Genomic DNA, 24,326 nt, shown 5'->3' on the forward strand with positions numbered 1-24,326 from the left:
TTATATACTTATATACTTATATACTTATATACTTATATACTTATATACTTATATACTTATATACTTATATACTTATATACTTATATACTTATATACTTATATACTTATATACTTATATACAATATTATATTTCTTTAATAACTGCAGCGTAACCTAGATAAACACGTGCTAAAATACGAGCTTGTATTATGGTAATCACTTAAAATAAATCCAAGTTTGACGTAAAAAAAGAAAAAACTCACCCGATGAAAATGACATTCTATTTTACCTCAATATCTCAACAACACTAAAACACCAATTCCTGCACACACATTGCCCCTCAAGCGCATCGGCTTTCTTTCCTGCCATTTTGTGTCATAAGGCTACTCATGCTCATTAATTGATACTCATTGGCGCTTTGGAAAAGAAAAAAAAGAAGCATAAAAGGCTAAACGCTGAGTCTCTGTTGCAATCTCCGTATCAAAATAAATGGATACATAACTCAAAATTCGTTGAATCCAATCATCTTTAATACGACTTCGGGAAACTTGTTGAAATGTCGTCCGGTCTAACGTATTCACTATCTGATAATCTGACAGCACCAATAATGCCTTTAATAAATCGCCCTCATCCCCCGATAATAGACTGTAGAACAAACAAATCGAAGATATCTCAATAAAATCATAATCAAAAACAAATATTTTTTGGATGAGATGCATTTTAGTCACAACATGTGACAACCCGATTCGATGGCATTCATCAAGCAATAATTTGGTGAAAGGCATTTCAAGTAGTGCATGCGATAATGTAACTGGTAAGTTATTTTTCTTTTCTTTATAAAAATGAAATTCGCTCAGTCGACCAATTCGGTGAAATAAGGCCGTCATTTCACTCTCACTGAACATTTCGGTTAATCCATTGAACAAGGTTGTTTCGAGTTTAATCGCACTCTGCATTGACTTTACCCCATTAAGGGGCTCGATATGACTCTTTTTCGGCAAGTGATTTGAGCGTAAACGATTCACTTTTCCCGGTCCGATAAGAGTATTTGCAAGCGCATTCATGCCGCCCTCTGAATTGGGATAACGATGGCACACGGCTAAATCCATAAACGGCGTCAGTACGTGGCTTTTTTTATTTTCATCATAATGGGCATAGGATTTTTGATACCTTGCCTTCCTCACATATAAGTGAACCATGTCAGCAATATCACTAAGATGATTAATTGACGCCAACCCTTTCGGATTACGTTTAATAAAACGTTCTACATTTCGCCAATATGAGTGATTAATAATCCTGAAAATGACCTCATCATTAATTAATCGAGAAGCGAGATGCCGACATTCATTTGAGCAAAATTTTTGATTATGCGTGCCAAAGAGGGTTTTATTGCACCCCTGTCGTGCACAATTTTGTGTGGCTTTTAGTAATCTATTTTGTTGATTGCGTAAGCGTGTCGAATAATGCGTTGCGCACAAATAGGCACACCTTGCTTCCGGAATATCTAATACCCTATTTTGACAATCATTCCGTTTACATTTTACGAACTTTTTCATTAATGATCCTTTTTTATATAGTAAACAAACCAATTCTCAACGAATCATTTTTATTCATGATTAGGTTTTACTACGCGATAATTCCTGATATTGTTTGAAAATATCACACTAAAAAATTTAAACTTTACCTCTATTAAAATATAACATTGTCCATGCCGTATTTTCATGACCCTTTTCTAAATTTAATTAGAACATCAAATGATACCACCTGGATGAAAAATAATTTCAATTTCTGGACTCTAAGATTTTAGCTTGTAACCACATTTCAACTTCACTCTTTAACCAGCGAGAACTACGGCCTAACTTTATCGGCTTCGGAAAATCGCCATCTTGGATTAATTTATAAAACCATTTATCCGTTAGCCCCGTCAATTGGGTTATGAATTTGATATCAACTAATTGGTCATTCAGCAATGGGGGGATATTATTCATGAGATAGCCTCTGTCTTTTAAATGAAGGTCAGAAGTAATATCCATACTTGAAATAGAGACATGACTTCCTAAATAATACCCTTACTCTGTAATTTTTTACAAAACAAAATAACACCCACCATTTTTATACACTAAAGAATATCGCTTATATCAAGCTAGGCTTCCTCAGCGTGATTAAATATCTCACGTTTGCTATCACCGACCAACCACAGACATCGTCTTAATACTCACAATGATGCATTCACATCGCAGTGCATATCCATAATAAATAACATTATAATCTGGCTATAATTTAGCAAAATGACAACCCAACCAATTGATATTTAATCAATGATATCTTAATATTTTCTACATGTTATAGACATTAAAACCACCCTTAAAACGCTTTTTTATTGCCATTTTATCCTATCTTCTCTTCCTTTTTTAATCATGCTAAAATAAACACCTATCGCTTTTCACATTGAGTAATGTGCGAATTTTATTAAAAAAGATTGGGCTTTATATGAAAACGAGAATTAACAAATTAAGATTTAAACGACGTACTTTATTTGAGATATCTAGAATTAAAAACGAGGTTAAGGCGCCCGATTATCTTTTTGATTTATTATCCAATGAGACATATGATGAAAAAATAAAAGAATTCATGAGTCATGGAAATCATGAACGCAATCATGCAACGCTTAGTGAAATAGAACATAGACTTCAAACCGAGATGATTTCAGACGATGAACTTCCTTTTATTAAGGGAAATCGTGACGTGATATTCTTCCTTTGGGGATACATCTACATCTATTATAATAATGCTTACACTCCTCTTACTGAATATCATTTCCTAGATAAACCAAACCGAGTTCAATTTGGTAACTTCTCAAGCATTGAATTAAAAAAGAAATTTCTATACAACTACTTTGACTTATTTGACACAGCCATCCAAGAAAGTAAAGAATATAAAATGAACTTAATTAGAGGTGCAATCTCAGCATTAAAACGCCAATATGAAAACACAAAAATGCCCAAGTGGTTATCACCTATGAACCCAGCGGGATTAGATTGGGCTGAACAGTACATTAAACGCCAACCCGATAATGAAATAGCGCAAAATTATTATTCTCTGACTAATTTACTCAGTGCTTATACTTTATCGTTTGAAAAAGAAAAATACCTATCCATTTTAACTGTCTTCAGATTATGGGCCGTTCATCCTGCCGTAAAAGAAAAGTTCATTCATAAAATGAATAAAGCTTGGTTACAAGAACGGCGTCGAGAAGAAATGAAAGACTACTGCAATTTAAGTTGTTCTATCAAAACAACGAATAAAGAAAAATTACACCTTATCGCTAATCATTTAGAGTTCAAAATTAACAAAGCAGTTGAGTTTCTGATTGAGCATGTTTATGAAGATATCAAAAACGAAATAAAAAAGTGAAACCATAAAATTTCAAACCTATATCACCCTCATGAAGCCACTGTGTATCTTGATACTGAGAGGCTTCTTTTCTTACCTCATCATCGTGATAAAAATTAAAGACACACTTTGACCTGACTATTTATCGTTTTCGCTGAAAATAATTTTTCACACGACATACCCTGTCCGGTCGGTTTGTTACGCTGTTGGCTCCTTAATTCATTGGAACCAACATGATGCCTAAATACCGTATTGACCCTGATTTAGCTTTTATTGCCCACTGCAATAATGACGACTTAAGCCTTTTAGTTTCCGTTCTGACGCATGACCATAAAGACGGTAAAAAACGCTGGAGTGAGCGTTTAACCCGTAAGCCGGAATACCAACTCTATTACCCTAATCATCAGCGTTATTGGACAGACATTTGTGCTGAGCTGCAAACCTTTGGAGCCAACAGTTTAGTCAGTGCCGTACGCGGCAATAAAGGCGTGTTATACCGTGAAATACTGCTTGATGTCTGTAAAAAGCTGAAGGTTAACTTTAACCCCAAAAGCGACATTGAAACGCTGGAAATGAATCTGTTAATGACGGTGATGGAAAAAAGCTTAGATAAGCTCAGTGAAGAAGAGCTCCGTACCCTTGCGCACGATTTACAATTGAATCTCACCAATCCCACACCGCAATTGGTCATGATTGCCTTACAAGCCGCTGTTCGCACCTCCGGATTTGCGGCACTGGAAATTGCCACGGTCGCTGCCATGAGCATCATCGAGCTACTCGGCGGCGTGGCGACATGGGGGACAATATTTGTCGCTAATCGTGCCTTATCCTTCTTAGCGGGTCCGATTGGATTAACCCTCACCTCGGCATGGCTCATTGCCGACATTGCCGGTCCCGCGTACCGCGTCACAATGCCCGCTTGCATCATTGTGGCGTATTTGCGCCAAAAGTCCCTTTCACCGGCCTAAGCCAACGCTTAAGCCCTTTTGTGTTATCGCTGGTAGGAAACCGAATATGGCACAACCGTCACCTCGCCATGACCGATTAGTTCATCGGCTGGCGTATATCCTGACCCATTTATTTAAAGGAGAAACGTTATCACCCCGAGTTTTAGCGGCTGAATTTAATGTGTCCCTGCGCACCATACAGCGGGATTTTCATGAACGTTTAGTTTATTTAGACATTGAACAACAGGAGGAAGGCTATCGCCTTGCGGGCGGACAATCCGCCTTACGCACCGACAGTGATATTTTGCAGTTTGCCCAGATTACGGATATTACACCGCTTTTTCCGGTGCTTGACCGCAAGCTGCTGTCGTTATTGCTCAGTCGGCACGCGCAAGGCTCCCCGTATGTGGTCTATCACGCCCCACCCAAAGCCTTACCGTCCGTGTACGGCGGCTTTGCTTTAATTACACAAGCTATTTTAGATAACCGGTTTATTCATTATGAGATTGGGGGAAAAACCACTCATTGGGTCGCACCGTATAAGCTCACCTATTTTAATGGGCATTGGTATGTCTGCGGTGTGATGAATGGCCTTATTCATGCGGTTGAGTTGCTGCACCTGCGTGATGTGGGGCTCAGTGCCCGGCACTTTAAGCCCGACACTGCCTTGTTACAACGCATGACTGAGCGCGCCTTTATACAGGCTTTACCTCACTTTCAATACATCAAGGGGATATTGCATCCCCATCAAACTTAATCATCAAGGAGACACGATGACACACCCATTAAAAACACGCCTTTCCCCGCTTAAATGGGGAGCTCCCTTTATCACCAGTGCCTTACTTTTTTTATCGCCCGCCGCACACAGTCTGATTTTAGACGAAGAATGGGGCGATTGGTATGGCAGTACCGCGATGGCTTGGGAGCTTAACACGCAAAATGAAGCAGGTGAAACCCTGACGTTAACCTGCACGAATAAAGCGTTTCGTGTCCAACTGAACGCGCCGGATTTCACGGAGCCCGTGGGCTCTGATTATTTCGTTCAAGGCATGCAACTGCGTATCAACGATACCGCGTACGATTTTTTTCCTAGCGCATTTGAAGATACCGTTGGACCGGATAAAGCTTTATTCCATGCCCTTAAACAAACGAAAGATAGCGATATCTTACAATTTACATCTTTACAAATTGATTCCGAGCCCTTCTCGGCAAAAGGTCTCGCTGAGGCACTCGCCGATACCGATTATCAAGACTGTGTTGACCATATGTAAGTTTCGCACCTGTGGCAAGGTTGCTCTATCAACACCTTCATTTACAACATGACCAAAGGCGTTATTCAAATTGAAAAATAAACTCAAATATTCCCTATTATCCAGTCTGTTACTGACCCTCGCCGTCAGTGTAACCACACAAGCCGTCACATTACGCGGGGAAATTCAACCTGACCGTTACACCTACTACCTTACGCCAGCTTATGGCAAAACGTTAAAAGCATTAAATGATAAATCCAATCGCCCTTACTACCCCATTTATCCACACGGTGAGCTTTATCCTTATGGCGCTTACCAACAAACCAAAGACAAACCTGCTCCCACCGCCATGACCTGCATCAGTAGTGTTTATTACAATCGAGGTGCAGCGGCTAATTGGCTAAAAATTGCTTGTGTCGATAATAACGGTTTGGAGTATGAAGGCAATCAAAAGTGGCCCCCGAAGTCTATTGCTACCCGTATTTGTAAAGTGGGAGAGGCGCGATGTGATTCCTTCTTGAGTTTAAAGAGTGACGGTTGGTCAGGCCCACAATAACGTGTCGTTAATCATTTATCCACATTAAGCCAGCCTCACGGTTGGCTTTTTTCGTTAAGGAAAAACATGTCAATTTTAAAACTCATGGCAACTACCGCCAGTGTTATTTCATTAGTCTACGCCACACAGTGCGCACAACAACAAATTGCCAAGAAAATGGCTCAAACGGGACAGTATTCAGACGAAGAAATACAAGCAGCACGGTTAGGTACAATATTGGCCTGTGCTGATTTGCTCGGCGGTGCACTGGATAAACTGCTGAATACCTTCTTTAAAGCACACTAACCCCTTCGATTTACACGTCATTTGTTATCTCAACAGACACACGGCAGACAGCTAAGTCTGCCGTTTATTATTCCCTTCAATATCAAGGTTATTTTTATGAATACTGACATTATCACAGTCACATCGATTCCCAATCATCAGCGCCCGGATTTCTGGCACACACATTTTGGCAACGTTAAAGGCTTTTCAACCTTTGAAGTGGTGATTTTTACCACCATGGGCCAGTTTTGTGACGATTATGAGGGCGGATATTGGGAATATTGCACCTTATCGAATGGCGGCGCCTTTATTTACCCCGACTTAAACAACGAAATCCTTACCCTGTTTAATCCCCATAATGGGAATGAAGCACAGATGGGTTGTGAAGCAGCTGGCATTGCCGTGTGTTTAATGATGTACAGTCTCTGGTCATTTCAAATCGAGAATGAATTATTAGTCGAACGCTTTTATCAATTGCGGGATTATGCGGCACAACACCCAGAATGTTCAGCGATATTTCATCTTATCGATTAAATTCCACTTAATTCACTCTCTCAGTCTTATCTATCTACTTTACTTTCAAGGAAATTCATTATGACTCGTTTAGCTTCTCGTTTTGGTGCAGCGAATAGTATTCGTCGTGACCGCCCGTTAACCATCGAAGAATTGTTCCGTACTGTACCCAGTGTGTTCTCTGAAGAGAAACACAACTCTCGTAGTGAGCGTTATACCTATATTCCGACCATTACCTTACTCGATAGTTTACAGAAAGAAGGTTTTTACCCGTTCTTTGCATGCCAAACCCGTGTGCGAGATGACAGCCGTCGTGATCATACTAAGCATCTGTTACGCCTCAGACGTCATGACCAAATTACGGGCAGTCAAGTCCCCGAAATCATCTTACTCAATAGTCATGATGGCTCAAGCAGTTATCAGATGCTACCCGGCTTCTTTAGAGCCATTTGCTGTAATGGCCTCGTTTGCGGTGACACGTTTGGTGAAGTGAGAGTACCGCACAAGGGCGATGTGGTAAATAAAGTCATTGAAGGGGCTTATGAAGTATTAGGCACCTTCGATGCCATCGCAGATAAACGCGAAGAAATGCAAAGCTTGATATTACCGCCACCCGCACAACACATCTTTGCTCAATCTGCTCTCACATATCGTTATGGTGAAGCGCATCAGCCGATCACCGAAGCGCAAGTATTACAGCCACGCCGTGTAGAAGATAAGAAGGACGATCTTTGGACGGTGTACCAACGTTTGCAGGAAAATTTAATTAAAGGGGGATTATCAGGCAGAAATGCGAAAGGGAAGCGTTCACGTACCCGCTCAGTGAATGGGATTGATGGGGATATTAAGCTCAATAAAGCGTTGTGGGTACTGACAGAACAAATGCATGCTCATTTTGCTGGACGCGAACGGCTATAGCCACACTACACGTTAAATAATCGGATCTTACGGTGAACACGATGAAACTATCAAAACGGCAACTAAAAACCTTGAGTAATGTGAAACTCAATTATGGCTCACTCTGTAACAAAAGGACGCTCGATTCGCTGGAGAAAAAAGACTTGATTCAATGGCACATATCAAACCGTTGGATCTTAACTGAATTAGGCATTGAGGAATTAAACAAAAATGACACAATAAGACATCATTAAACATGTCAAATTGGCAATACCATGATTCATACTAGAAACAATTAACATGAACATGATCCCCATTAAATGTATACTTAAAAAGGATTCGAATACGTTATAATTACACCTGTCATCTGTGCAAAAAACCAATCTATTTGCTGCGCTCTATCGCCCCAACCGTGCTCAACAAAACCCACCAAACGGACCGAGGGTACAAAAGAGGGTATAAATAAAATCAAATTCAATTAATAGATTTAAATACAACTAGTTATAATGAAAAGTCGATTCCGAGTCCGGCACCACTTATTTAAAGAACCCGCCTAAGGCGGGTTTTTGCATTTTGAGCAATAAGAAATTTGGAAAACAGCATACATTCCAGATTATTTCCTGATTTAAAAATAGTTTTATTTCAAACCGGTTAGGCTGTTAGGCCTCCATCTAAAACAAGTGTTTGCCCCGTTAAATATTCACTATCTTCACTAATTAGGAATTTGACAAGCTTTGCAACTTCTTGAGGCTTGCCTATACGACGTAGAGGAATGCTTTGGCGCATCGTTTTTAACTTAGCCTCCGGCATAGCTTTAGTCATATCACTATCGATAAGCCCTGGCGCGACGCAGTTTACCCGTAGGTTAAATCGACCAACTTCATGAGCTAATGAGCGCGTTACTCCCATCATTGCAGCTTTACTAGCCGCATATGCCGTTTGGCCAATGTTACCTTTGAGCCCGGTGATAGAGGACATGAAAACAATCGAGCCATAGCGTGCCATGAACATCGATGGAATTAATTCACGGTTCCAATTAATAATAGAAATCAGATTATTATCCATCACATCACGCCAGATCTCTGCATCTTGATGGAGATGTAACCCATCTCGCGTGATCCCTGCATTATGAATAATCGCAGTTGGAGCACCAAAAGATGATAATAAAAATTGAGAAAGCGCTCGAACTTGCTTTTCATCTTTTCCGTCACATTGGAATCCTTTGACCCACGTACTGGAATATTTATTTTCAACAATGCCAACTGCCGTTGAAATACCCTCCGCACTGCGCCCCGTAAAAACCACATTCCATGTGGATAATAATTCAGCCACCAGCGCTTGCCCGATGCCTCGGCTTCCGCCAGTAATTAATACCCATTTATTAGTCATTTAAACTTGGGCTTCCTTATCGATATGTTCACATAATGCTTTAATTGATATCTCTGGATGTTCAATAAAAAATTCAGCTTCAAGGGTTACGTTATATTCTCGTTTGGTCAATACCATCAATTCAACATAGTCCAAACTATCAAATTCAAGCTGTATTAATGTCAGGTCTTCATTCACCTCTTCCGGCTCCAAATCCTTAGCATCACAGATCATGTCGCTAATTTGGGTATAAATTTTTTGATATTGGCTCATTTTTTTTCCTTTAATTTTTATTCACTTGCAGAATTAACTTTCAATGTTATTGAATTACTAACTAATTTATTTTTGTAACGAGCAGCGATGTTGATACTGATTAATAATCCGTTATCCATACTTCCTATCACAAGCGAAGGCAAAACACGGATATAAATGGGTGCAGGTTCAATAGCGAGTTTCCATTTTTGAAGAAGTTCGCTATCAAAAATAACCTCTTGATGTGTTTGAACGATTGGATAACGGGAAAAAATATTTTTTAGCGAGGCATCTTTCGGTAGCCATTCTGCGATATTATCCTGCTGTAATAATGTACTATCGTGAATAAGATGCCAAAACAAAACAGCATCAATAAATTGCCAATCATAAAGCTTTTTTGAAAAATGGCTAAATGACAGTTGCAAAGCTGCAACTTGCTTTGAAGAGATCTTAGCCATATGATTTATTTCATTAAACTTATAGTCATCTAACGGAGATAGCTGGCAAGTTAGGCAGTTTTGTTGTTCATCAGACGATAGAATAGCCACTGACCCTGCCCTATTTCGTTCAACTAATTCATAGGCTTTATCGTTCCATAATGGATTACGTAGTCGCACCGCGCACTTTATGTATGAGGCATGGATTGGAGCATTATCGATAAGCTGATCACTAGCTAATTGTTTTGCATCTAATAATGCCCGCATACCGTGTACACTCAGGCGATCACCTCCATTTTCACGAACCCAATCGAGGTTAAAATGAATAGGATTATCATCACCGGAGAATTCGGCCCACTTTTTTGCATCTGCTAATGTGTAATACAACGATTTCATTTTACTTTCTCCAGTACTAATGCCGCATTAGCACCACCAAAACCAAAGCTAAGATTTAATGCTCTTTCAACATGACCGACCCGGTGCTCATTTGGGATATAATCAAGATCGCATAAAGGATCTGGATTATGTAAGTTCACAGTTGCAGGCATCACTCCATGCTTCATCGCCTGTAAACAAACAATCGTTTCAAAACTTCCCGCCGCCGCAATTAAATGCCCTGTATATGATTTTGTGCTGGATGTTGGGATGTGATAAGCGGCCGCGCCTAATGCTTTTTTGAGCGCTTCAGTTTCATTAAGATCATTCAATGTGGTCGATGTACCATGTGCATTAATGTAATCTAATGCTTCTGGCGAAATTCCAGCTTGCTGTAGCGCTATTTCAATAGTTGTGACTCTAGCGATGCAATCCTCCGCAGGCGAAGTAAAATCAAATGCATCAGAAAAATTCGCATACCCGGTTATTTCACCTAAAATTGTTGCACCGCGTGCAATCGCACTTTCTCGCTCTTCTATGCACAATACAGCAGCACCTTCAGACAGAACGAAACCACTACGATCGGCACTAAATGGGCAACTTGCACGAGTCACATCCTGAGATTCACGAGTAAGTGCGCCAAGTACATCAATATTCCATACAGCACAATCTGTACGTAAAGACTCTGCAGCGCCGGCTAACATCATATCTGCTCGACCACTACGAATAATTTCAAAAGCATCACCAATTGCCATTGTTCCTGTAGCACAAGCAGCAACCGTCGTATTTTGATAACCGCGCAAATTCCAAAACTGACTACAAGCCGCGGTTGTCACATTTGGCATGGCATAAAAACAATTGAAGGGCGATGTCATACCTGTCGATTGAAATTCACTTACCGACATATAACTCTCATCTAATCCCGCCCACCCAGTTCCCATGATGACACCACACCTAAGCGGATTATAAAATTCTGAAGGCGCTTTATCTGCAAACGCCATATTTATCGCTTCACGTGCTGAGCCCAATGCTAAACGAGCATGCCGAGGCAAGCGCCGGCGAATCGCTGCAGGAACCCCCTTTAAGCTAGGTTCATTCTCAATTAAGCCAAAAAAATGGCTCTGGATATTTTGTGCCGTTTTATCAACGAAACGATAACCTAATTGCTTATCCATAATCGCTTGCCAGCACGCATTTGCAGTGTCTCCAAGGGGAGTGATAGCACCATATCCGGTTACAACAACACGTCTAAAGTGAGTTTTTTGATTCATAATTAGTTGTCCTCTCGTTGAACGTTATCGCCACCTTGCGCTAACCAAAGTTGTAGCGTTGAATAAAGATAATCATATTGATTTTGTGCTAATGCATTTTCGAGTGATAAAAGATCATCCTGCGCATTCAGTAACGTTTGATAATCAATCGCACCAGCTCGATAGCGACTTTCTGTTAGCCGCAATCGTTGCTGGCTCAATACCAGTGATTGTTGTATAAGCCCTCTCGATTCATCAGCAGCAAAACGCGCTTCCATTGCATTATCCACCTCCGCCAGCGCACTATATGCCGTACTACGGAATGACACCGCTGCTTGTTGAACATATAAATCAGACTGTTCGATGGTTAATTGCACGGTATTCCACTGAATAAAGGGTAATGAAACGGCACTACCGACAATACGAGTAGGGTCGCTAAACCATTGACTAAATAGTTGGCTACCTGCATTAAGTGCACCTTGCAGAGAAAGTGTTGGATAGAAACTTAATTTTGCGGCATCAGAATCAGCCAGCGCAGAGCGTAAGCGTGACTCCGCAGCTTGAACATCTGGACGTTGAGCCAGTACGGCTAAAGGTACTGCGTTTTGGATTTCAATACGTTGGCCACTCTGAAGAAAAGCCAACTCACTTGTATGTTGTTCCGCAGGCCGATTAAGTAACAAGGCAAGAGCATTACGTGAGCTATCCCGCTCTTTTATTAAGTTACGCAATGCATTCTTGCGATTAATTAATGTTTGCTCTGATTGCAATAAATCTAACTGGCTAATTTTTCCTGCCAAATACCACGATTGAATTTGCTTGAGGCTTTTTTCTGAAATTTTTTGACTCGCTATTTGATTCGCAATTTGCTGATTTAATAACGCAATACTCCAGTACAGCTCTGCCGTTGTATTGATTAATGTCAATGCTGTTGCATGATAATCTTGCTCTGTCGCTACGGCTTCCCACTCATTTTTTTCACGGATCCGTGCCAGTTTTCCCCAAAGATCTACTTCGTAACTTAACGATAGTCCTGAGCTATAGCTTTCTTGTGATGATGTGCCATGACGAATAGATTTAGTATTACTAGCGGAGCCATCTAACGTAAAATTCGGTGTTAGATTCGTATTTGCCAACCCTGCAGTATTACGGGCTAACTTTAATCTAATTGCGGCTAACGCTAGATCATTATTATTTTCTAAGACTTGATCGATGAGTTGAGATAATTTGGGATCGTTAAATCTATACCACCAATCTTTAGAAAAATTACGTTGCTGAACTGAGCTCATTACATCGTTAGCACTTAACGTGTTTTTTATCTTTTCATCCCACAACTTAGGTAACTCTAATTCTGGGCGTTGATATTCAGTACGCGTAAAACTACCGCATCCCGCAAGCAAGATAGCCAATAATAAAATTGAACATGCATATAATTGTTTGATTTTCATTCGCGGGCCAGTGCCTCTGTCGGGTTAAGTTTGGCAGCGCCACGAGCAGGAAAATAACCGAAAACCAATCCAATTAATGCGGAAAAACCGCAAGCAATTAAAACCGGCAGTAATGTAAAAACCATGGTAAATTCAGATGTTATTTGAGCAAAAATAAAGCCCGCAACCCATGAACCAATAATGCCAATTAGCCCACCAAGCGTACAAATTAAGACCGCCTCAATTAAAAATTGATTCATAATATCGGAAGGTCGAGCGCCAACCGAAAGGCGAATACCTATTTCATGAGTACGTTCAGTAACAGATACAAGCATAATATTCATCACACCAACTCCCCCGACTAATAAAGAAATAGCCGCAATCGATGTGATAAGTAGAGACATAGAGTCAGAGGTTTTTTGTAAAGCTGCCGCTAACTGATCATCTGATTGGATAAAAAAATCTTTTTTGCCATGTTCGCGTAATAAATGAGCTTCAACTTGCTTCTCTGCTTGTTTAGACGTTAACGCTTCGGGGAATCGCAATATAATATATTCAATCGGTTTATCACCTAAAATACGCTGTTGTAGCGAGGAAAAAGGTGCCCATCCCATGATAAAACCACCGGCCATTTTAGGTCCAGGTTTTCGGGCGATACCAATAATTCGCCATGGTGCACCACCGATCTGTACTATTTGTCCTAATGGATCCTCATCTGGGGCAAAGAGAACCTCTCGACTAGCTTCATCTAAAATAATAACGGGCTCACTTTGAGCAACATCTAAAGAATTAAAACGACTGCCTTGTAATAACTGAAATCCTTGCGCTTCAAAGTATTCATCTGATACTCCCGTGAGTAAAATAGAAAAATCGAGCCCTTTATTTACAATAATCGTCATATTGCTAACCACAGGCGATATATTTTCAATCCATGAAAATTGTTTTAAGCTACTGATATCATTTAGTGTTAATGCTCGTTCTAAATCTGGGCGCTTATCTCCCCATCCCGTCCCTGGATGAATTTCAAGGGTTGTGCTTCCCAACTTACCAATCTCATTCATGATGGCACGCCTTGCCCCTTCACCAACAGCCATAGATGACACCACAGAAGAAATACCAATAATAATGCCAAGCATAGATAAGAAAGCACGCATCCGATGTCCAAGTAATGCCCGCCAAGCCATTTGAATAGATTCGCGAATACTGCGCCAAAATGATGCACGCCCATTATCTTCAACAGCAGGGAGATTATGTGGTGTACCAACATCTTGCTGGGCATTATTGGGGGAATCAGCCACTATCTTGCCATCGCTGATTTCAATAATACGTTGAGTCTGCTCTGCAATTTTTCTGTCATGGGTGACAATCACAACGGTGTGACCATCAAGATGTAGCTGATGTAAAACATCCATTAGTGCTTTACCACTAACGCTATCTAGTGCCCCGGTTGGTTCATCCGCAAGGATAACCCGAGCGCCATTGATCAACGCTCGGCAAATACTGACTCGCTGTTGCTGCCCACCCGATAATTGAAACGGTTTATGATTTAAACGCGCCTGTAGCCCAAGTTTTTGCGCTAAAAGCACAATTCTCATATTTCGTTCTTCTTCCGGCATTGCGGTATACAAGGCCGGAATAGCGATATTTTCTTTTGCCGTAAGATAAGGCATTAAATGATAGCGCTGGAAAATAAAACCAAGATACTGACTGCGTAGCTCTGCAAGTTGGTTACTATCCGCCTCATGAATGGCTATTTCATTGATAAAAACTTCACCCTTCGAGGGTTTATCTAAACAACCGATAATATTCATCAATGTGGATTTTCCTGAGCCGGATGCACCAATAATGGCAACCATCTCACCTTGATTGATCGAAAGAGAAATATCATTTAAAACAGTGATATTCTGCGTTCCTGCAGTGAACACTCTGTCTACATGGTTAAGCTTTATCAGTGGCTTAGGAGAGGATAAATGATCTATCATCGTCATAATCAACTCGCTGTACTATCTTGTTGAATAATGACTTGCTCACCCTCTTTCACTCCGTCAATAACTTCAACAAAATGACGATCATTTAAACCAATTTTAACAATACGAACTTCCGTCTTACCATTTTCAATTACCGTAATTTCATATTGATTCGTACCGACTGAACGACCTAATGCACTGATAGGCAGACGTAAAGCCGCTTTAACTTCAGCTACGCGAATAAAAACCCGCGCGGTCATCGATGTTTTTAATTCACGATTTGTATTATCTACCTCAAATGTTCCGTTGTAATAAACCGCACCTTTTTGTTCTCCTCCTGCACTATTATTACGCTCATCAAGAACTTCTGGTGGTATAGGTTGAACATAGCCCATCATACTTTCATATTGCTTTTCTGGGTTTGCGATAACGTGAAATGTTAAGGGTTGTCCGGGACTTATTTTTTGAATATCTGTCTCTGATATGCGCGTTTGCACCTGCATTTTATCTAAGTTTGCCAGCACAAGAATTGTTGGTGCTGTTTGTGAAGAAACGATGGTTTGCCCTTCATTCGCAATAATACCCAATACTTCACCACTTATTGGGGCAACAATACGCGTAAAGTTTAAATTAGCCGTTGCTGTTTGCACTGCCATTTCGGACTGAACGATCATTGCATCATTGACATTGACTTGCTGTAATTGTGCTTCATATTGGGCTTGAGCCTGCTCATATTCACTGCGAATACCCGAGCCATCACGCTGCATAATCACTTGGCGCTTATATGCTTTGATGTACTGAATCAATGTCGCTTCTGCTGCGCGTTTTTGTGCTTGCGCACTCAACAATTGAGCCGTCGCATTTTTAAGATCAGATTCTTGAATTGTTGGATCAATTTCTGCGAGAAGATCGCCCTTATTAACCTTTTCACCCTGCTTAACGTAAAGTTTCTTTATTTGTCCATTTACTTGAGCCCCTACATTTACTTGAATGGAGGGTTTCAAAATTCCTGTAACCATAACGATTTTTTCGATATCGCCACGTTCAACTGACAACATTACTGATTCACGAAGCTCTTGTGTTGGCACTCGCCATAAAATATGCACACTAAAAACTAATAACAGTAAAAAAATAGCGCTAATTCCTATACGTGAACGTAGAGAAAAATATTTATTTTTCAGTTTTGATGTCGGTTTTGCGCGGCGAAAAGTCATTGCGTCAATACCTCAGAGGTCACTAAAGTTGGCGAGATATTTGTTGCCTTTGGCTTGATATCACCTCGAGTAAACTGCTGACTCAATTGACCATCAACAATACGATAAAGCGAGTCGAAGCTGGCCGCTATGTCATCGTTATGAGTGACAACTATGAGTGTTTTTCCAGTTTCACGACAATGTGATTGAATGGTTTGCATCACCGTTTTTGCTGTTTCCACATCTAAATTTGCCGTAGGCTCATCAAGTAGCAGAATTGGCCGAGCACTGTACAGTGAACGAGCGAGTAATAAGCGCTGACGCTGTCCAAGAGATAAAGAAGAATTACTTTCTCGGATAAGAGAACTTAATCCGCCAGGTAGGCTATTAATAACCGATCCTAAAGCCAGATTTTCAAGCAATTCTTCAATTATTTTTCGATTTTTTTCGCGAAAATTAGGGTCGAATAAGGTGATGTTTTCTAATACTGTCGCGTTGAATAAAATATCTTCTTGGCTTTGTAGGCAAACAAGTTGCGTTAATTGCATTGTGCTCACGAGATCATCCTTTGACCGGCACTCGCCTTTCTGCACCGCAAATAACCCAGCGATAATTCTTAACAATGTACTTTTCCCCGCACCAGACTCACCGACAATAGCAACTTGAATCCCTGACGGTAAATCCAATGAAATATCATGCAAAATTGGCTTAGCTGGATCGTAATTGAAATAAATATGTTCGAAGGTCAGATGTGGAGCCTTACCCGATGAGTATTTTTCCTGAAATGGCACATTGTTTTCTTCACTCTTTTTTGGAAATAAAGAGTGAACTCGCGTATCAATAACATGCAATTGTGACTTATGGATAATTGCATAGAAAATACGCGTAACATACGTAGTGAAAATTTGACGTAAAAAGCTATAAGCAAAAAAATCACCGAGGGAAATTAAGTCATTAGCTACCATTGGTAATACAACCAACATAAAAATAACCATCTCCAAACTACCCGTTAATTGATAGATGCCATCCTTAATTTGCTGATAAACATTCCTGCGCTGTATGCAAGTAAATAACTCTCGGCTTAACCAAGCAAACTGTGTTTTACGTTGATTTTCTAATCCCGCGGTTTTAATGGTTAAGATGCCTTGCAAAGTTTCCATGAAAAAATCATTAAGCTCTGCGGCTTTTAACTGTAATTGCTGTGTATACCAACGATCACGGATAATTGCCCAAACACTAATGAGCCCCATTACCGTCACTCCGGCCGCAGAAATAGCCGCTAATACAGGCGCAATCCAGAACATCACACCCAATGCAATAGCACAGATAATCCAATCCGTTCTTAAGCCATTATCAAGTTCAATTTTTTCTGTCAAAGCACCCTGCCATGCAACAAATCGACTAAAAACATCGCCTGGAGCACGCTTTTCAAAAAAACGTAATGGATTACTGAGTAAACGAGAAAATCCCACACCACTATTTATTAAAACAAAGTGTTTAACGAACCTTTCACTAATCATCCGTACAGCAAGCGCTAACAAGGTTGCGACAATAAAAGCCACAATAAACCAACCGTATGGAAAAACTGCATTTTTAGCATCTGAAAATGCTTGGTTTATCGCATTACTTACCATCGCTGGCATTAAAAATAACGTCAACGAAACTAAGAACACTAAAGCCATTAATCCATAAATACCGCGAACAGCTGCGGTTTCTTTTAAGCTCATCGCATGAGGAACTTTTCGACCTATTGAGATATTTTGTTTATTTTCAGGTGCGAGTGATTCAATTTTTTTCAAGGCGGCTTCAGGTTCTAAAATTAACGCATAGCCACTAATTTCCGCTTTTAACGCTGAAAAAGGTAACCATTGTTGCCCAATAGCCGGGTTCATTACACACACGTTACTACCTTTTCGGTACGCCAATACCACAAAGTGATTTGCTCCGTAATGTAAAATTGCAGGAAGCGGTAGACTATTTAACTCATGGTGTTCAAATAATATTGGCGTAGTTGCAACACCATAATTGGTTAAGATAGTCGAAAGGTCTATCAAGGACGTACCATGCTCGGATGCAGGGTAAACGTCACGTAATGCCTCTAAAGAAATTGATATCCCTTGGGTTTGTGCCAGCATAGCAATACAAGCTAAGCCACATTCATTGGTTTCTTCTTGATAGACAAGATCTGGAATGATATTTTTCATTATAATCAATGACTAATAAAATAAAGTGAATGGCTATGCCATAGAAGCCAGTCGTTTGGATAATTACGAATAGCGTTCTCGATAATTACTGGCATTTGAATTGTGACTTGCTTTGCTTCAACAGGGGGATAAATTTTGATTTGTATTCCATCTTGATAATACAGATGATAAAAAATAACCTGACCAGAAATAGCGCTAGATAAGCGCACCACACCATTATGAAGCTTTGCTGCCCGATTAAATAAGTTGCATGATAATTTACTCGACATTCCCTCTTCTGTTTGAATAGTGAAATCAGGGGTAATATCAGGAAAAACAATCATGTTTTTCTGCCCACTTGCGACTTCAGTCATCAGTGTCATTAAATTACTCGCTAATGATTTGTTATCTTGATGAATAGAACAATACGATAAATTTACGCCACCGAATTCGCGGGCCGATTGGTTATATTTTTGCTGCTCCGCACTGGATGAAACTACTACTGTTGCTGATCCTGGGGTTACTCCTGCACCAATCATGGTGGCAAGAACATCAGAAACCATATGCAGCGGTGCCAAGACAATTGTTTTTTTTTGTTGGTGTAGTGGGGCAACAACCTTATCAAGGGCTAAAGTACAGGCTTGAATTTGCGCCATAATTTGACGGTTTTGCCCCCATGTCGCCCCTTCTTCTAAAAGAAAGCGGCGAACAGCAATCCAACCCGCATCAATCACACCATCTGGATTAATCAAACTGCGGTAGTTTGCTGTTGCTACTTTATTTTGATTGCGATATTTATGCCCAAAGACGCCAACTTTGCAGAAATAACGCGAAATAGCTAATATCGTCTTTGTATGGCCTCTATGTAACAAAAAACGCAATAAGGCTATTGCACCATGAGTGAGTTTTTTATACCCTTTTTTAAAGGGCATTAGGCAATTTTTGACACTGAAAACCGTCCAGACAATTAAATATTGAATCACGGGGACTCCTTGTGACTTTTCTCCAATAACTCAATCATGTAAGCAGTAAATTCAGGAAAATCACGATCTTGATACACGACATAGCGTTTATTGATAATAAAAGCAGGTGTGCCCGTAATTTGATAATAGTTTGTAATTTCAGTCATATATTTAAGGCGTTCTTTTACGGCCGAACTTTGACTGATTTCGAAATATACTTTGGTATCAATGTTGTGCTGTTTTAACCAATCTTTTAATACTTCTTTTTTTGTTAATTCAATCTTATTATTAATCACTGAATCATAAAGACTCGAGCGAAATTGAGATTCAATTCCCATTTCTTCTAGTGTTGCAAAAACCACCGCATAAGCCGCTAAACCATCACCATTTTTAGTATTTAAATGAATGGCTTTAAATGTCGTACCTTCGGGAAGATTTTTAGCAAATTGACTCACATTTTTATCGCTAATAGCGCAGTAATGACATCCATAAGAAAAAATCTCTATAATACTATTGCTCTCTTTTATTGGACTCGAAAGAACTTGTTCATTATTAAATTCAATAAAAGATGAGTCTTGAATATCATTATTTGAAAAAGTATTAAAAACAAAAATATGATAAAACAAAACCGTCATGAGTGATGACGTAATAATAACAAATAATGTATAGATAATAATAGTTATTGGCTTAAAGCGTGTATTCATACCCATTAGTTCCATCAATAATTGAAGATACATGGGGAATATCCCCATGTATCAACTAAATAAGCTAATTAGCTCTTATGGTGTAATTGATCCTGAACAATTTGCAGCATCAACGTTTTTAGCCTGATAAGTTTTATTACCATGCTTATCAGTACAAGTCGTGATTAACTTACAAGATGAAACACCACCAACAGTGATTTTCTCATAAGAATCTGTACATACTTTTTTAGTTCCACCAATTACAGCAGCAGCTTCAATAGCATTTAAATTTTTCATTTAATTTCCTTTTTTAAGTATATATTTAATAAAACACCTATCTATTGGAAAACACTTACCAATAAATTCTTGAAATTTACTTTGTTGATATATAAAACAAAATAAATAAATTCACATTTTTACTATTAGAACCTTTCATCTTTAACAAAAAACCGCTTTGCTTTCTTATGAACTTCTTTTGCTTTTTCTTTTTCACCAAGTTCATTCAAAACCAAATACCAAGAAAAATACACATTAGCATCCGAATATACTTTAGAGTATTCTTCAGCCCAATGATCAAATGATTTCAAATAATTATCATCTTGATTTTCATTGTAAAGAAGCAAGTTTCCCATATTTAAATCATAATTATAACGGTCATATATTAAGGCATAATTCCATTTATTCGAATCTGATTTCATCATTGAAATAATTTTTTGTTGTCCCGTTTTTTCAATATATGTTAAATATTGCTGACCTTGTAATGCCATATATAACAAAATCATTGAACAAAAACCAAAGATAACTATCCCACTATTTAAAACAATTGCTAAAGGCTTATAAAACACATAATTTTTCATTGGGTTATCAGCACATCGCAATAATAACATTAATATCACACCATGGGGGGTCGATAGCCATAGTGGAAACTCAGTCATAATATGAAACACTATCGGGAAAGCTATTATCAAATAAATATAATTATTATTTTTTATTGATGAAAGACTAAGGTGTATCCCACCAATAATAATAAACAATATACCTATTAAGCCTATAATTCCACCTTCTACCATCCAACGCAATATTTCATTATGAGGATGAGACATTGTTTTTCTACCAATGCCCATTAATTCGCCACCATAAGTTTCTAAAAAAACAGACTCAAAACTACCAATCCCAGTTCCAAAAAAAAAGTGGTCACTAAAAAGATACAAACTGTGTTGCCATAAAACCCAACGAATATGTGATGTTTGTAGTTTAGTTTCAGAAACATCAGATATATTTAATCCAATCTTAATACCATATCCTATTACAAGACCAATAATAACAAATAGAAATAGAAATGTAATTTCCTTACGATTATTCTTTGAGAAAACAAAAAAAGCAATAACAATTAAAAATAAACTTAAATAACCCGTTAACGATTGGGATAACGGCAATACAGAACTCATCAAAATAAGAGAAATACCAATCATTATTTTTTTATTCTGACTTTTGTTATTTAACTTAATTATTAACCCTAATGCACTTGCTATCCCAATACAAATAAAGCTTGAAAAAACATTTACCTGTTGAAATATACCATATGGCCTATCACCTGATAAGGACGGATAAGAAAACCTTATTAGTGGTAATAAATCAAAGACCTGTAAAAAGGCTAAAATGCTTTCAACTATGGCTGAAAATATAATACTCCATAGTATAATTTCATAACCAACTTCCGTAATATTAACTTGAAGGAGTAAACAATAAAAAATCAATGCACCTACAATCCATGCAGCTATCAAATAAGCACTATATCGATAAGTTGTAGGAGATAAAAAGCATAGAACAATCAAAATAATCAAACCAATCGAAATCCATTGACTTGCCACAGAGTAATGAAAGTTATTTTTATTTAATTGACTACCACTCATAACAACGATAAATAATGCCACACTGCAACAAGAAATAATATTTATTGGTAGAGATAAACCTGCCCCACCCAAATTAGGCATATAAATATGTAATATTACACCTAAAAAAATAACAACAAAAAGGTTAACAATCCATGAATTATATCCATTTCCATGCTTTACAATCACTTCTTTTTCATTCCTATATTTTATTATTCTTTACTGATATTCTAAAGTGTAATAAGCCGTGCTATAAAAATTACCATATGTAATCGCTTTATTACTCAGAGCTTCCGGTTCAACTTCAATATAAGCCTTAAATTTGATTTCCGTATCATTATTGGCAAGGTCTTGTGCTAATGATGGTTGGTTTAATTTAATTTCTGTATTGTTTTCATTTAAAAGCCCAATACCAATCCCTGATGCCTCACTCTTAGCATTAATGGCTAAATGATCTGGAAGATTTATATTTTCAGTTCCATTAAATATCACTGTGACTGCTTTAAACACCGATATATTACAATTAATTAAATTAATTGAAAAAGGCAAAGGCTTTGATTTCCCCGCGGTATAAAGCTCTTTAACAGATACCTGTTCAAAATTAACGGGGACTTTTTCACTCCCAGGGGATATCTGGCAAGGAGTTACAACAACCATACCTTCAAAAGAATAACTCCCCATATTTGTATGAGTAATATCCGCTATTAATGGTCCTGAACCTGATAAAAATAAGCCCGCAATACCCAACAATTTTGCACATATAATCTGATTATTACTCAACACCACCTACCCCCTATTGAAATTCAGCAAGAATAGTACCAGTTCCTGTAAATTCACCTTCATCCACTGTACTTCCCGGTGCTGCGATCGGCGCGGCCGTTAGATTCCAAGTACCTTGGTTATTCACGAAGTTAGGTACTTGATATGCTTGGTTTGGCCTAACTACAGTTCCCATCGTGTTGTCTTTAATAACAATCCCTAGATTTGTACGCTTATTACCTGCTCTCAATGTTCCAAAATAATCCGCATTAAAATCTGCAACTCCTGAAGCGCCAGGAAGCAACGATAATTTGATGTTTAAATCACCTGTTGTAAAACTTCCACCTCTACACTTCACTGGTATTAGGAAAGGTTGAGCATAATTAATTCCATTCAACTGTGAACTTGTATTAGCCACGTCACCGAAACGAATATTAATTGGGTTGCCTTCATTAATAGTGCACTCATCGGCAACCGTAATGATCCCTGCGGCTAACACCACTCGGGTCGAAGGTATTGCAGCAAAAGAAGTACTTCCGTTGGTTGGATGTCCTTTCTTTGCAAACACTTGAACTAGCTCTGCTTGGTTAATTGTAATACCGTTAATAATTGGTTTTTTTAACCTGAAGGTTACTCGCCCGCTTGAACCTGTCTGTAACGTAACCCCATATTCACGGCTATTCGAACTGGCTGGTTGGCATTCCATCGGATCCGACCCACCATTCCAGAGATTAGCCGCGGGTACGGAAATTTTATCATTTACCCTTCCACCGATTTGAATTTCAACTTTTACATCAAAATACTCATTCAAGTTGAGATAACCCGGATTTTGCATCGATCGTGGCATTGTCGAGGTTAAATCAAACGTCATTCCAGAGTCAGGATCAGCGCTATTAGGTCCCCCTGGTTTCATATATGTTTGACAATAAATATCAAAAAATGGCCAATTACCAACATCGTAATTAAATACAGTTTCAGCATCTTTTTCATTAATCAATAATTGATTATTCATTCGAGCTTCAAATGTGTAAGTTCCACCTTCCGGTATAACTGAACCATGGGGATACCCTAAAACTTTTATAGGTAGTAAAGCTGTTACTAACAAGCTTGATATAATGACCATACTTTTTAGTTTTATATTTTTACAAATAGTCATTATAAATACTCCATTTTCAACCTAATTATTCCTCTAAAATTACCTGCCGAAACAGTATATTTTGTTGCTTCAAGAGCTGCATTTAATGTTATGTTATTATCACCTGGCTTAATGACCCACGATATTTTAGGCTGGCTTAGCATCAAATTTTCATTGTGTTGAGTAAATATGCGTAGTGCAGCGCCATCTACACCGCCACTTATACGCACCAAATCAGGATTAAAAAAATCAGGTTCTCCGACGATACTCATCGATACCGCACTTTCTCCTGTAAGGTAATAGCGTTTACTATTTTGAACTGCCTCTGCCCCTGAATTAGCAAATGACTTTGATGCCCCACGCTGGCAGTCTTTTAATCTCACACTAAACGTAACCGGTGAACTTCTATCGCCAATCCGGCGGAAAGTTCTTGAATTTATCTCACCTAAATCAACGTATTGTTCTTGAGTATCTAGCTCAAGAACACAAGGTGATGCATATACACTTCCTTGAAAATGTACTGTACTGTGGACATCAAGTAAGGTTTGACGAGATATTTTATCATCCGCCAATTCCGCTATTGTCGAAAAACTTGTAAGTCCAAATAATGCGATTCCTAAGTATCTAGTTTTCATAATGATACC

Annotated in this window: 25 protein-coding genes; 8 read left to right on the forward strand and 17 right to left on the reverse strand. The window is 38.8% G+C overall.

Features of this window, described 5'->3' with window-relative positions:
• Positions 1 to 386: 386 nt before the first annotated feature.
• A complete protein-coding gene (locus tag M998_RS07680) occupies positions 387 to 1,535 on the reverse strand; it encodes a hypothetical protein (RefSeq protein WP_074379433.1) in 1,149 nt (382 codons plus the stop codon).
• 225 nt (positions 1,536 to 1,760) lie between these two features.
• A complete protein-coding gene (locus M998_RS07685) occupies positions 1,761 to 1,967 on the reverse strand; it encodes a helix-turn-helix transcriptional regulator (RefSeq protein ID WP_068908320.1) in 207 nt (68 codons plus the stop codon).
• A gap of 502 nt (positions 1,968 to 2,469) precedes the next feature.
• On the opposite strand from M998_RS07685, the gene M998_RS07690 reads away from it, so the two are divergent.
• The 8 genes from M998_RS07690 to M998_RS07725 all read left to right on the forward strand — a co-directional run bounded on the left by M998_RS07690 (position 2,470) and on the right by M998_RS07725 (position 7,820).
• Positions 2,470 to 3,393, forward strand: a complete 924-nt coding sequence (locus tag M998_RS07690) for a hypothetical protein (protein ID WP_068908288.1) — start codon at positions 2,470 to 2,472, stop codon at positions 3,391 to 3,393.
• A gap of 215 nt (positions 3,394 to 3,608) precedes the next feature.
• Complete coding sequence (locus M998_RS07695; RefSeq protein ID WP_068908322.1) at positions 3,609 to 4,340, forward strand: YaaW family protein; 732 nt, start codon at positions 3,609 to 3,611, stop codon at positions 4,338 to 4,340.
• A 46-nt stretch (positions 4,341 to 4,386) separates the two neighbouring features.
• Positions 4,387 to 5,076 (forward strand): helix-turn-helix transcriptional regulator, encoded by a 690-nt coding sequence (locus M998_RS07700; RefSeq protein WP_068908291.1) that lies wholly within the window; start codon positions 4,387 to 4,389, stop codon positions 5,074 to 5,076.
• 16 nt (positions 5,077 to 5,092) lie between these two features.
• The gene (locus M998_RS07705) at positions 5,093 to 5,590 is read left to right on the forward strand and encodes a hypothetical protein (RefSeq protein ID WP_068908293.1); all 498 of its coding nucleotides are present in this window, start codon (positions 5,093 to 5,095) and stop codon (positions 5,588 to 5,590) included.
• Between the two features lie 70 nt (positions 5,591 to 5,660).
• Positions 5,661 to 6,125 (forward strand): hypothetical protein, encoded by a 465-nt coding sequence (locus M998_RS07710; protein WP_068908295.1) that lies wholly within the window; start codon positions 5,661 to 5,663, stop codon positions 6,123 to 6,125.
• Between the two features lie 66 nt (positions 6,126 to 6,191).
• Positions 6,192 to 6,410, forward strand: coding sequence for a hypothetical protein (locus M998_RS07715; protein WP_068908297.1), 219 nt, complete (start codon positions 6,192 to 6,194; stop codon positions 6,408 to 6,410).
• 96 nt (positions 6,411 to 6,506) lie between these two features.
• The gene (locus tag M998_RS07720) at positions 6,507 to 6,923 is read left to right on the forward strand and encodes an antirestriction protein (protein WP_068908299.1); all 417 of its coding nucleotides are present in this window, start codon (positions 6,507 to 6,509) and stop codon (positions 6,921 to 6,923) included.
• A gap of 60 nt (positions 6,924 to 6,983) precedes the next feature.
• A complete protein-coding gene (locus M998_RS07725; protein ID WP_068908301.1) occupies positions 6,984 to 7,820 on the forward strand; it encodes a DUF932 domain-containing protein in 837 nt (278 codons plus the stop codon).
• Positions 7,821 to 8,450: 630 nt separating this feature from the next.
• Here M998_RS07725 and M998_RS07730 read toward each other — a convergent pair.
• From M998_RS07730 to M998_RS07800, 15 genes are all read right to left on the reverse strand, one after another.
• On the reverse strand, positions 8,451 to 9,188 hold the full coding sequence (locus tag M998_RS07730; protein WP_068440484.1) for an SDR family oxidoreductase: 738 nt from the start codon (positions 9,186 to 9,188) through the stop codon (positions 8,451 to 8,453).
• The gene (locus tag M998_RS07735) at positions 9,189 to 9,440 is read right to left on the reverse strand and encodes an acyl carrier protein (RefSeq protein ID WP_068908302.1); all 252 of its coding nucleotides are present in this window, start codon (positions 9,438 to 9,440) and stop codon (positions 9,189 to 9,191) included.
• 17 nt (positions 9,441 to 9,457) lie between these two features.
• A complete protein-coding gene (locus M998_RS07740) occupies positions 9,458 to 10,252 on the reverse strand; it encodes a hotdog family protein (protein ID WP_068440477.1) in 795 nt (264 codons plus the stop codon).
• On the reverse strand, positions 10,249 to 11,502 hold the full coding sequence (locus M998_RS07745) for a beta-ketoacyl-[acyl-carrier-protein] synthase family protein (RefSeq protein WP_068440473.1): 1,254 nt from the start codon (positions 11,500 to 11,502) through the stop codon (positions 10,249 to 10,251). The genes M998_RS07740 and M998_RS07745 overlap by 4 nt, the downstream gene beginning before the upstream one ends.
• A 2-nt stretch (positions 11,503 to 11,504) precedes the next feature.
• Complete coding sequence (locus tag M998_RS07750; RefSeq protein WP_068908305.1) at positions 11,505 to 12,929, reverse strand: TolC family protein; 1,425 nt, start codon at positions 12,927 to 12,929, stop codon at positions 11,505 to 11,507.
• A complete protein-coding gene (locus M998_RS07755) occupies positions 12,926 to 14,896 on the reverse strand; it encodes an ABC transporter permease (RefSeq protein WP_231906704.1) in 1,971 nt (656 codons plus the stop codon). Before M998_RS07755 ends, M998_RS07750 begins: the two co-directional genes overlap by 4 nt.
• Before the next feature lie 2 nt (positions 14,897 to 14,898).
• Positions 14,899 to 16,089 carry an efflux RND transporter periplasmic adaptor subunit gene (locus M998_RS07760; protein WP_082913011.1) on the reverse strand — a complete coding sequence of 397 codons (1,191 nt, stop codon included), beginning with the start codon at positions 16,087 to 16,089 and terminating at the stop codon, positions 14,899 to 14,901.
• On the reverse strand, positions 16,086 to 18,272 hold the full coding sequence (locus tag M998_RS07765; protein ID WP_068908306.1) for a peptidase domain-containing ABC transporter: 2,187 nt from the start codon (positions 18,270 to 18,272) through the stop codon (positions 16,086 to 16,088). The genes M998_RS07760 and M998_RS07765 overlap by 4 nt, the downstream gene beginning before the upstream one ends.
• 5 nt (positions 18,273 to 18,277) lie before the next feature.
• The gene (locus M998_RS07770; RefSeq protein WP_068908308.1) at positions 18,278 to 19,234 is read right to left on the reverse strand and encodes a lysophospholipid acyltransferase family protein; all 957 of its coding nucleotides are present in this window, start codon (positions 19,232 to 19,234) and stop codon (positions 18,278 to 18,280) included.
• Entirely contained in the window at positions 19,231 to 19,950 is a 720-nt protein-coding gene (locus M998_RS07775; protein WP_231906703.1) for a thiol:disulfide interchange protein DsbA/DsbL, read from the reverse strand. Before M998_RS07775 ends, M998_RS07770 begins: the two co-directional genes overlap by 4 nt.
• A gap of 42 nt (positions 19,951 to 19,992) precedes the next feature.
• Positions 19,993 to 20,193, reverse strand: a complete 201-nt coding sequence (locus tag M998_RS07780) for a DUF4762 family protein (RefSeq protein WP_068440463.1) — start codon at positions 20,191 to 20,193, stop codon at positions 19,993 to 19,995.
• A 125-nt stretch (positions 20,194 to 20,318) separates the two neighbouring features.
• Complete coding sequence (locus M998_RS07785) at positions 20,319 to 21,977, reverse strand: O-antigen ligase family protein (RefSeq protein ID WP_068908309.1); 1,659 nt, start codon at positions 21,975 to 21,977, stop codon at positions 20,319 to 20,321.
• A 30-nt stretch (positions 21,978 to 22,007) separates the two neighbouring features.
• Positions 22,008 to 22,571 (reverse strand): fimbrial protein, encoded by a 564-nt coding sequence (locus M998_RS07790; protein ID WP_232007517.1) that lies wholly within the window; start codon positions 22,569 to 22,571, stop codon positions 22,008 to 22,010.
• A 10-nt stretch (positions 22,572 to 22,581) separates the two neighbouring features.
• On the reverse strand, positions 22,582 to 23,703 hold the full coding sequence (locus tag M998_RS07795; RefSeq protein WP_068440452.1) for a fimbrial protein: 1,122 nt from the start codon (positions 23,701 to 23,703) through the stop codon (positions 22,582 to 22,584).
• Positions 23,703 to 24,317 carry a fimbrial protein gene (locus M998_RS07800; RefSeq protein ID WP_068908311.1) on the reverse strand — a complete coding sequence of 205 codons (615 nt, stop codon included), beginning with the start codon at positions 24,315 to 24,317 and terminating at the stop codon, positions 23,703 to 23,705. Before M998_RS07800 ends, M998_RS07795 begins: the two co-directional genes overlap by 1 nt.
• Positions 24,318 to 24,326 lie beyond the last annotated feature (9 nt).

It is taken from the genome of Providencia heimbachae ATCC 35613, assembly GCF_001655055.1.
GTDB lineage: Bacteria > Pseudomonadota > Gammaproteobacteria > Enterobacterales > Enterobacteriaceae > Providencia > Providencia heimbachae.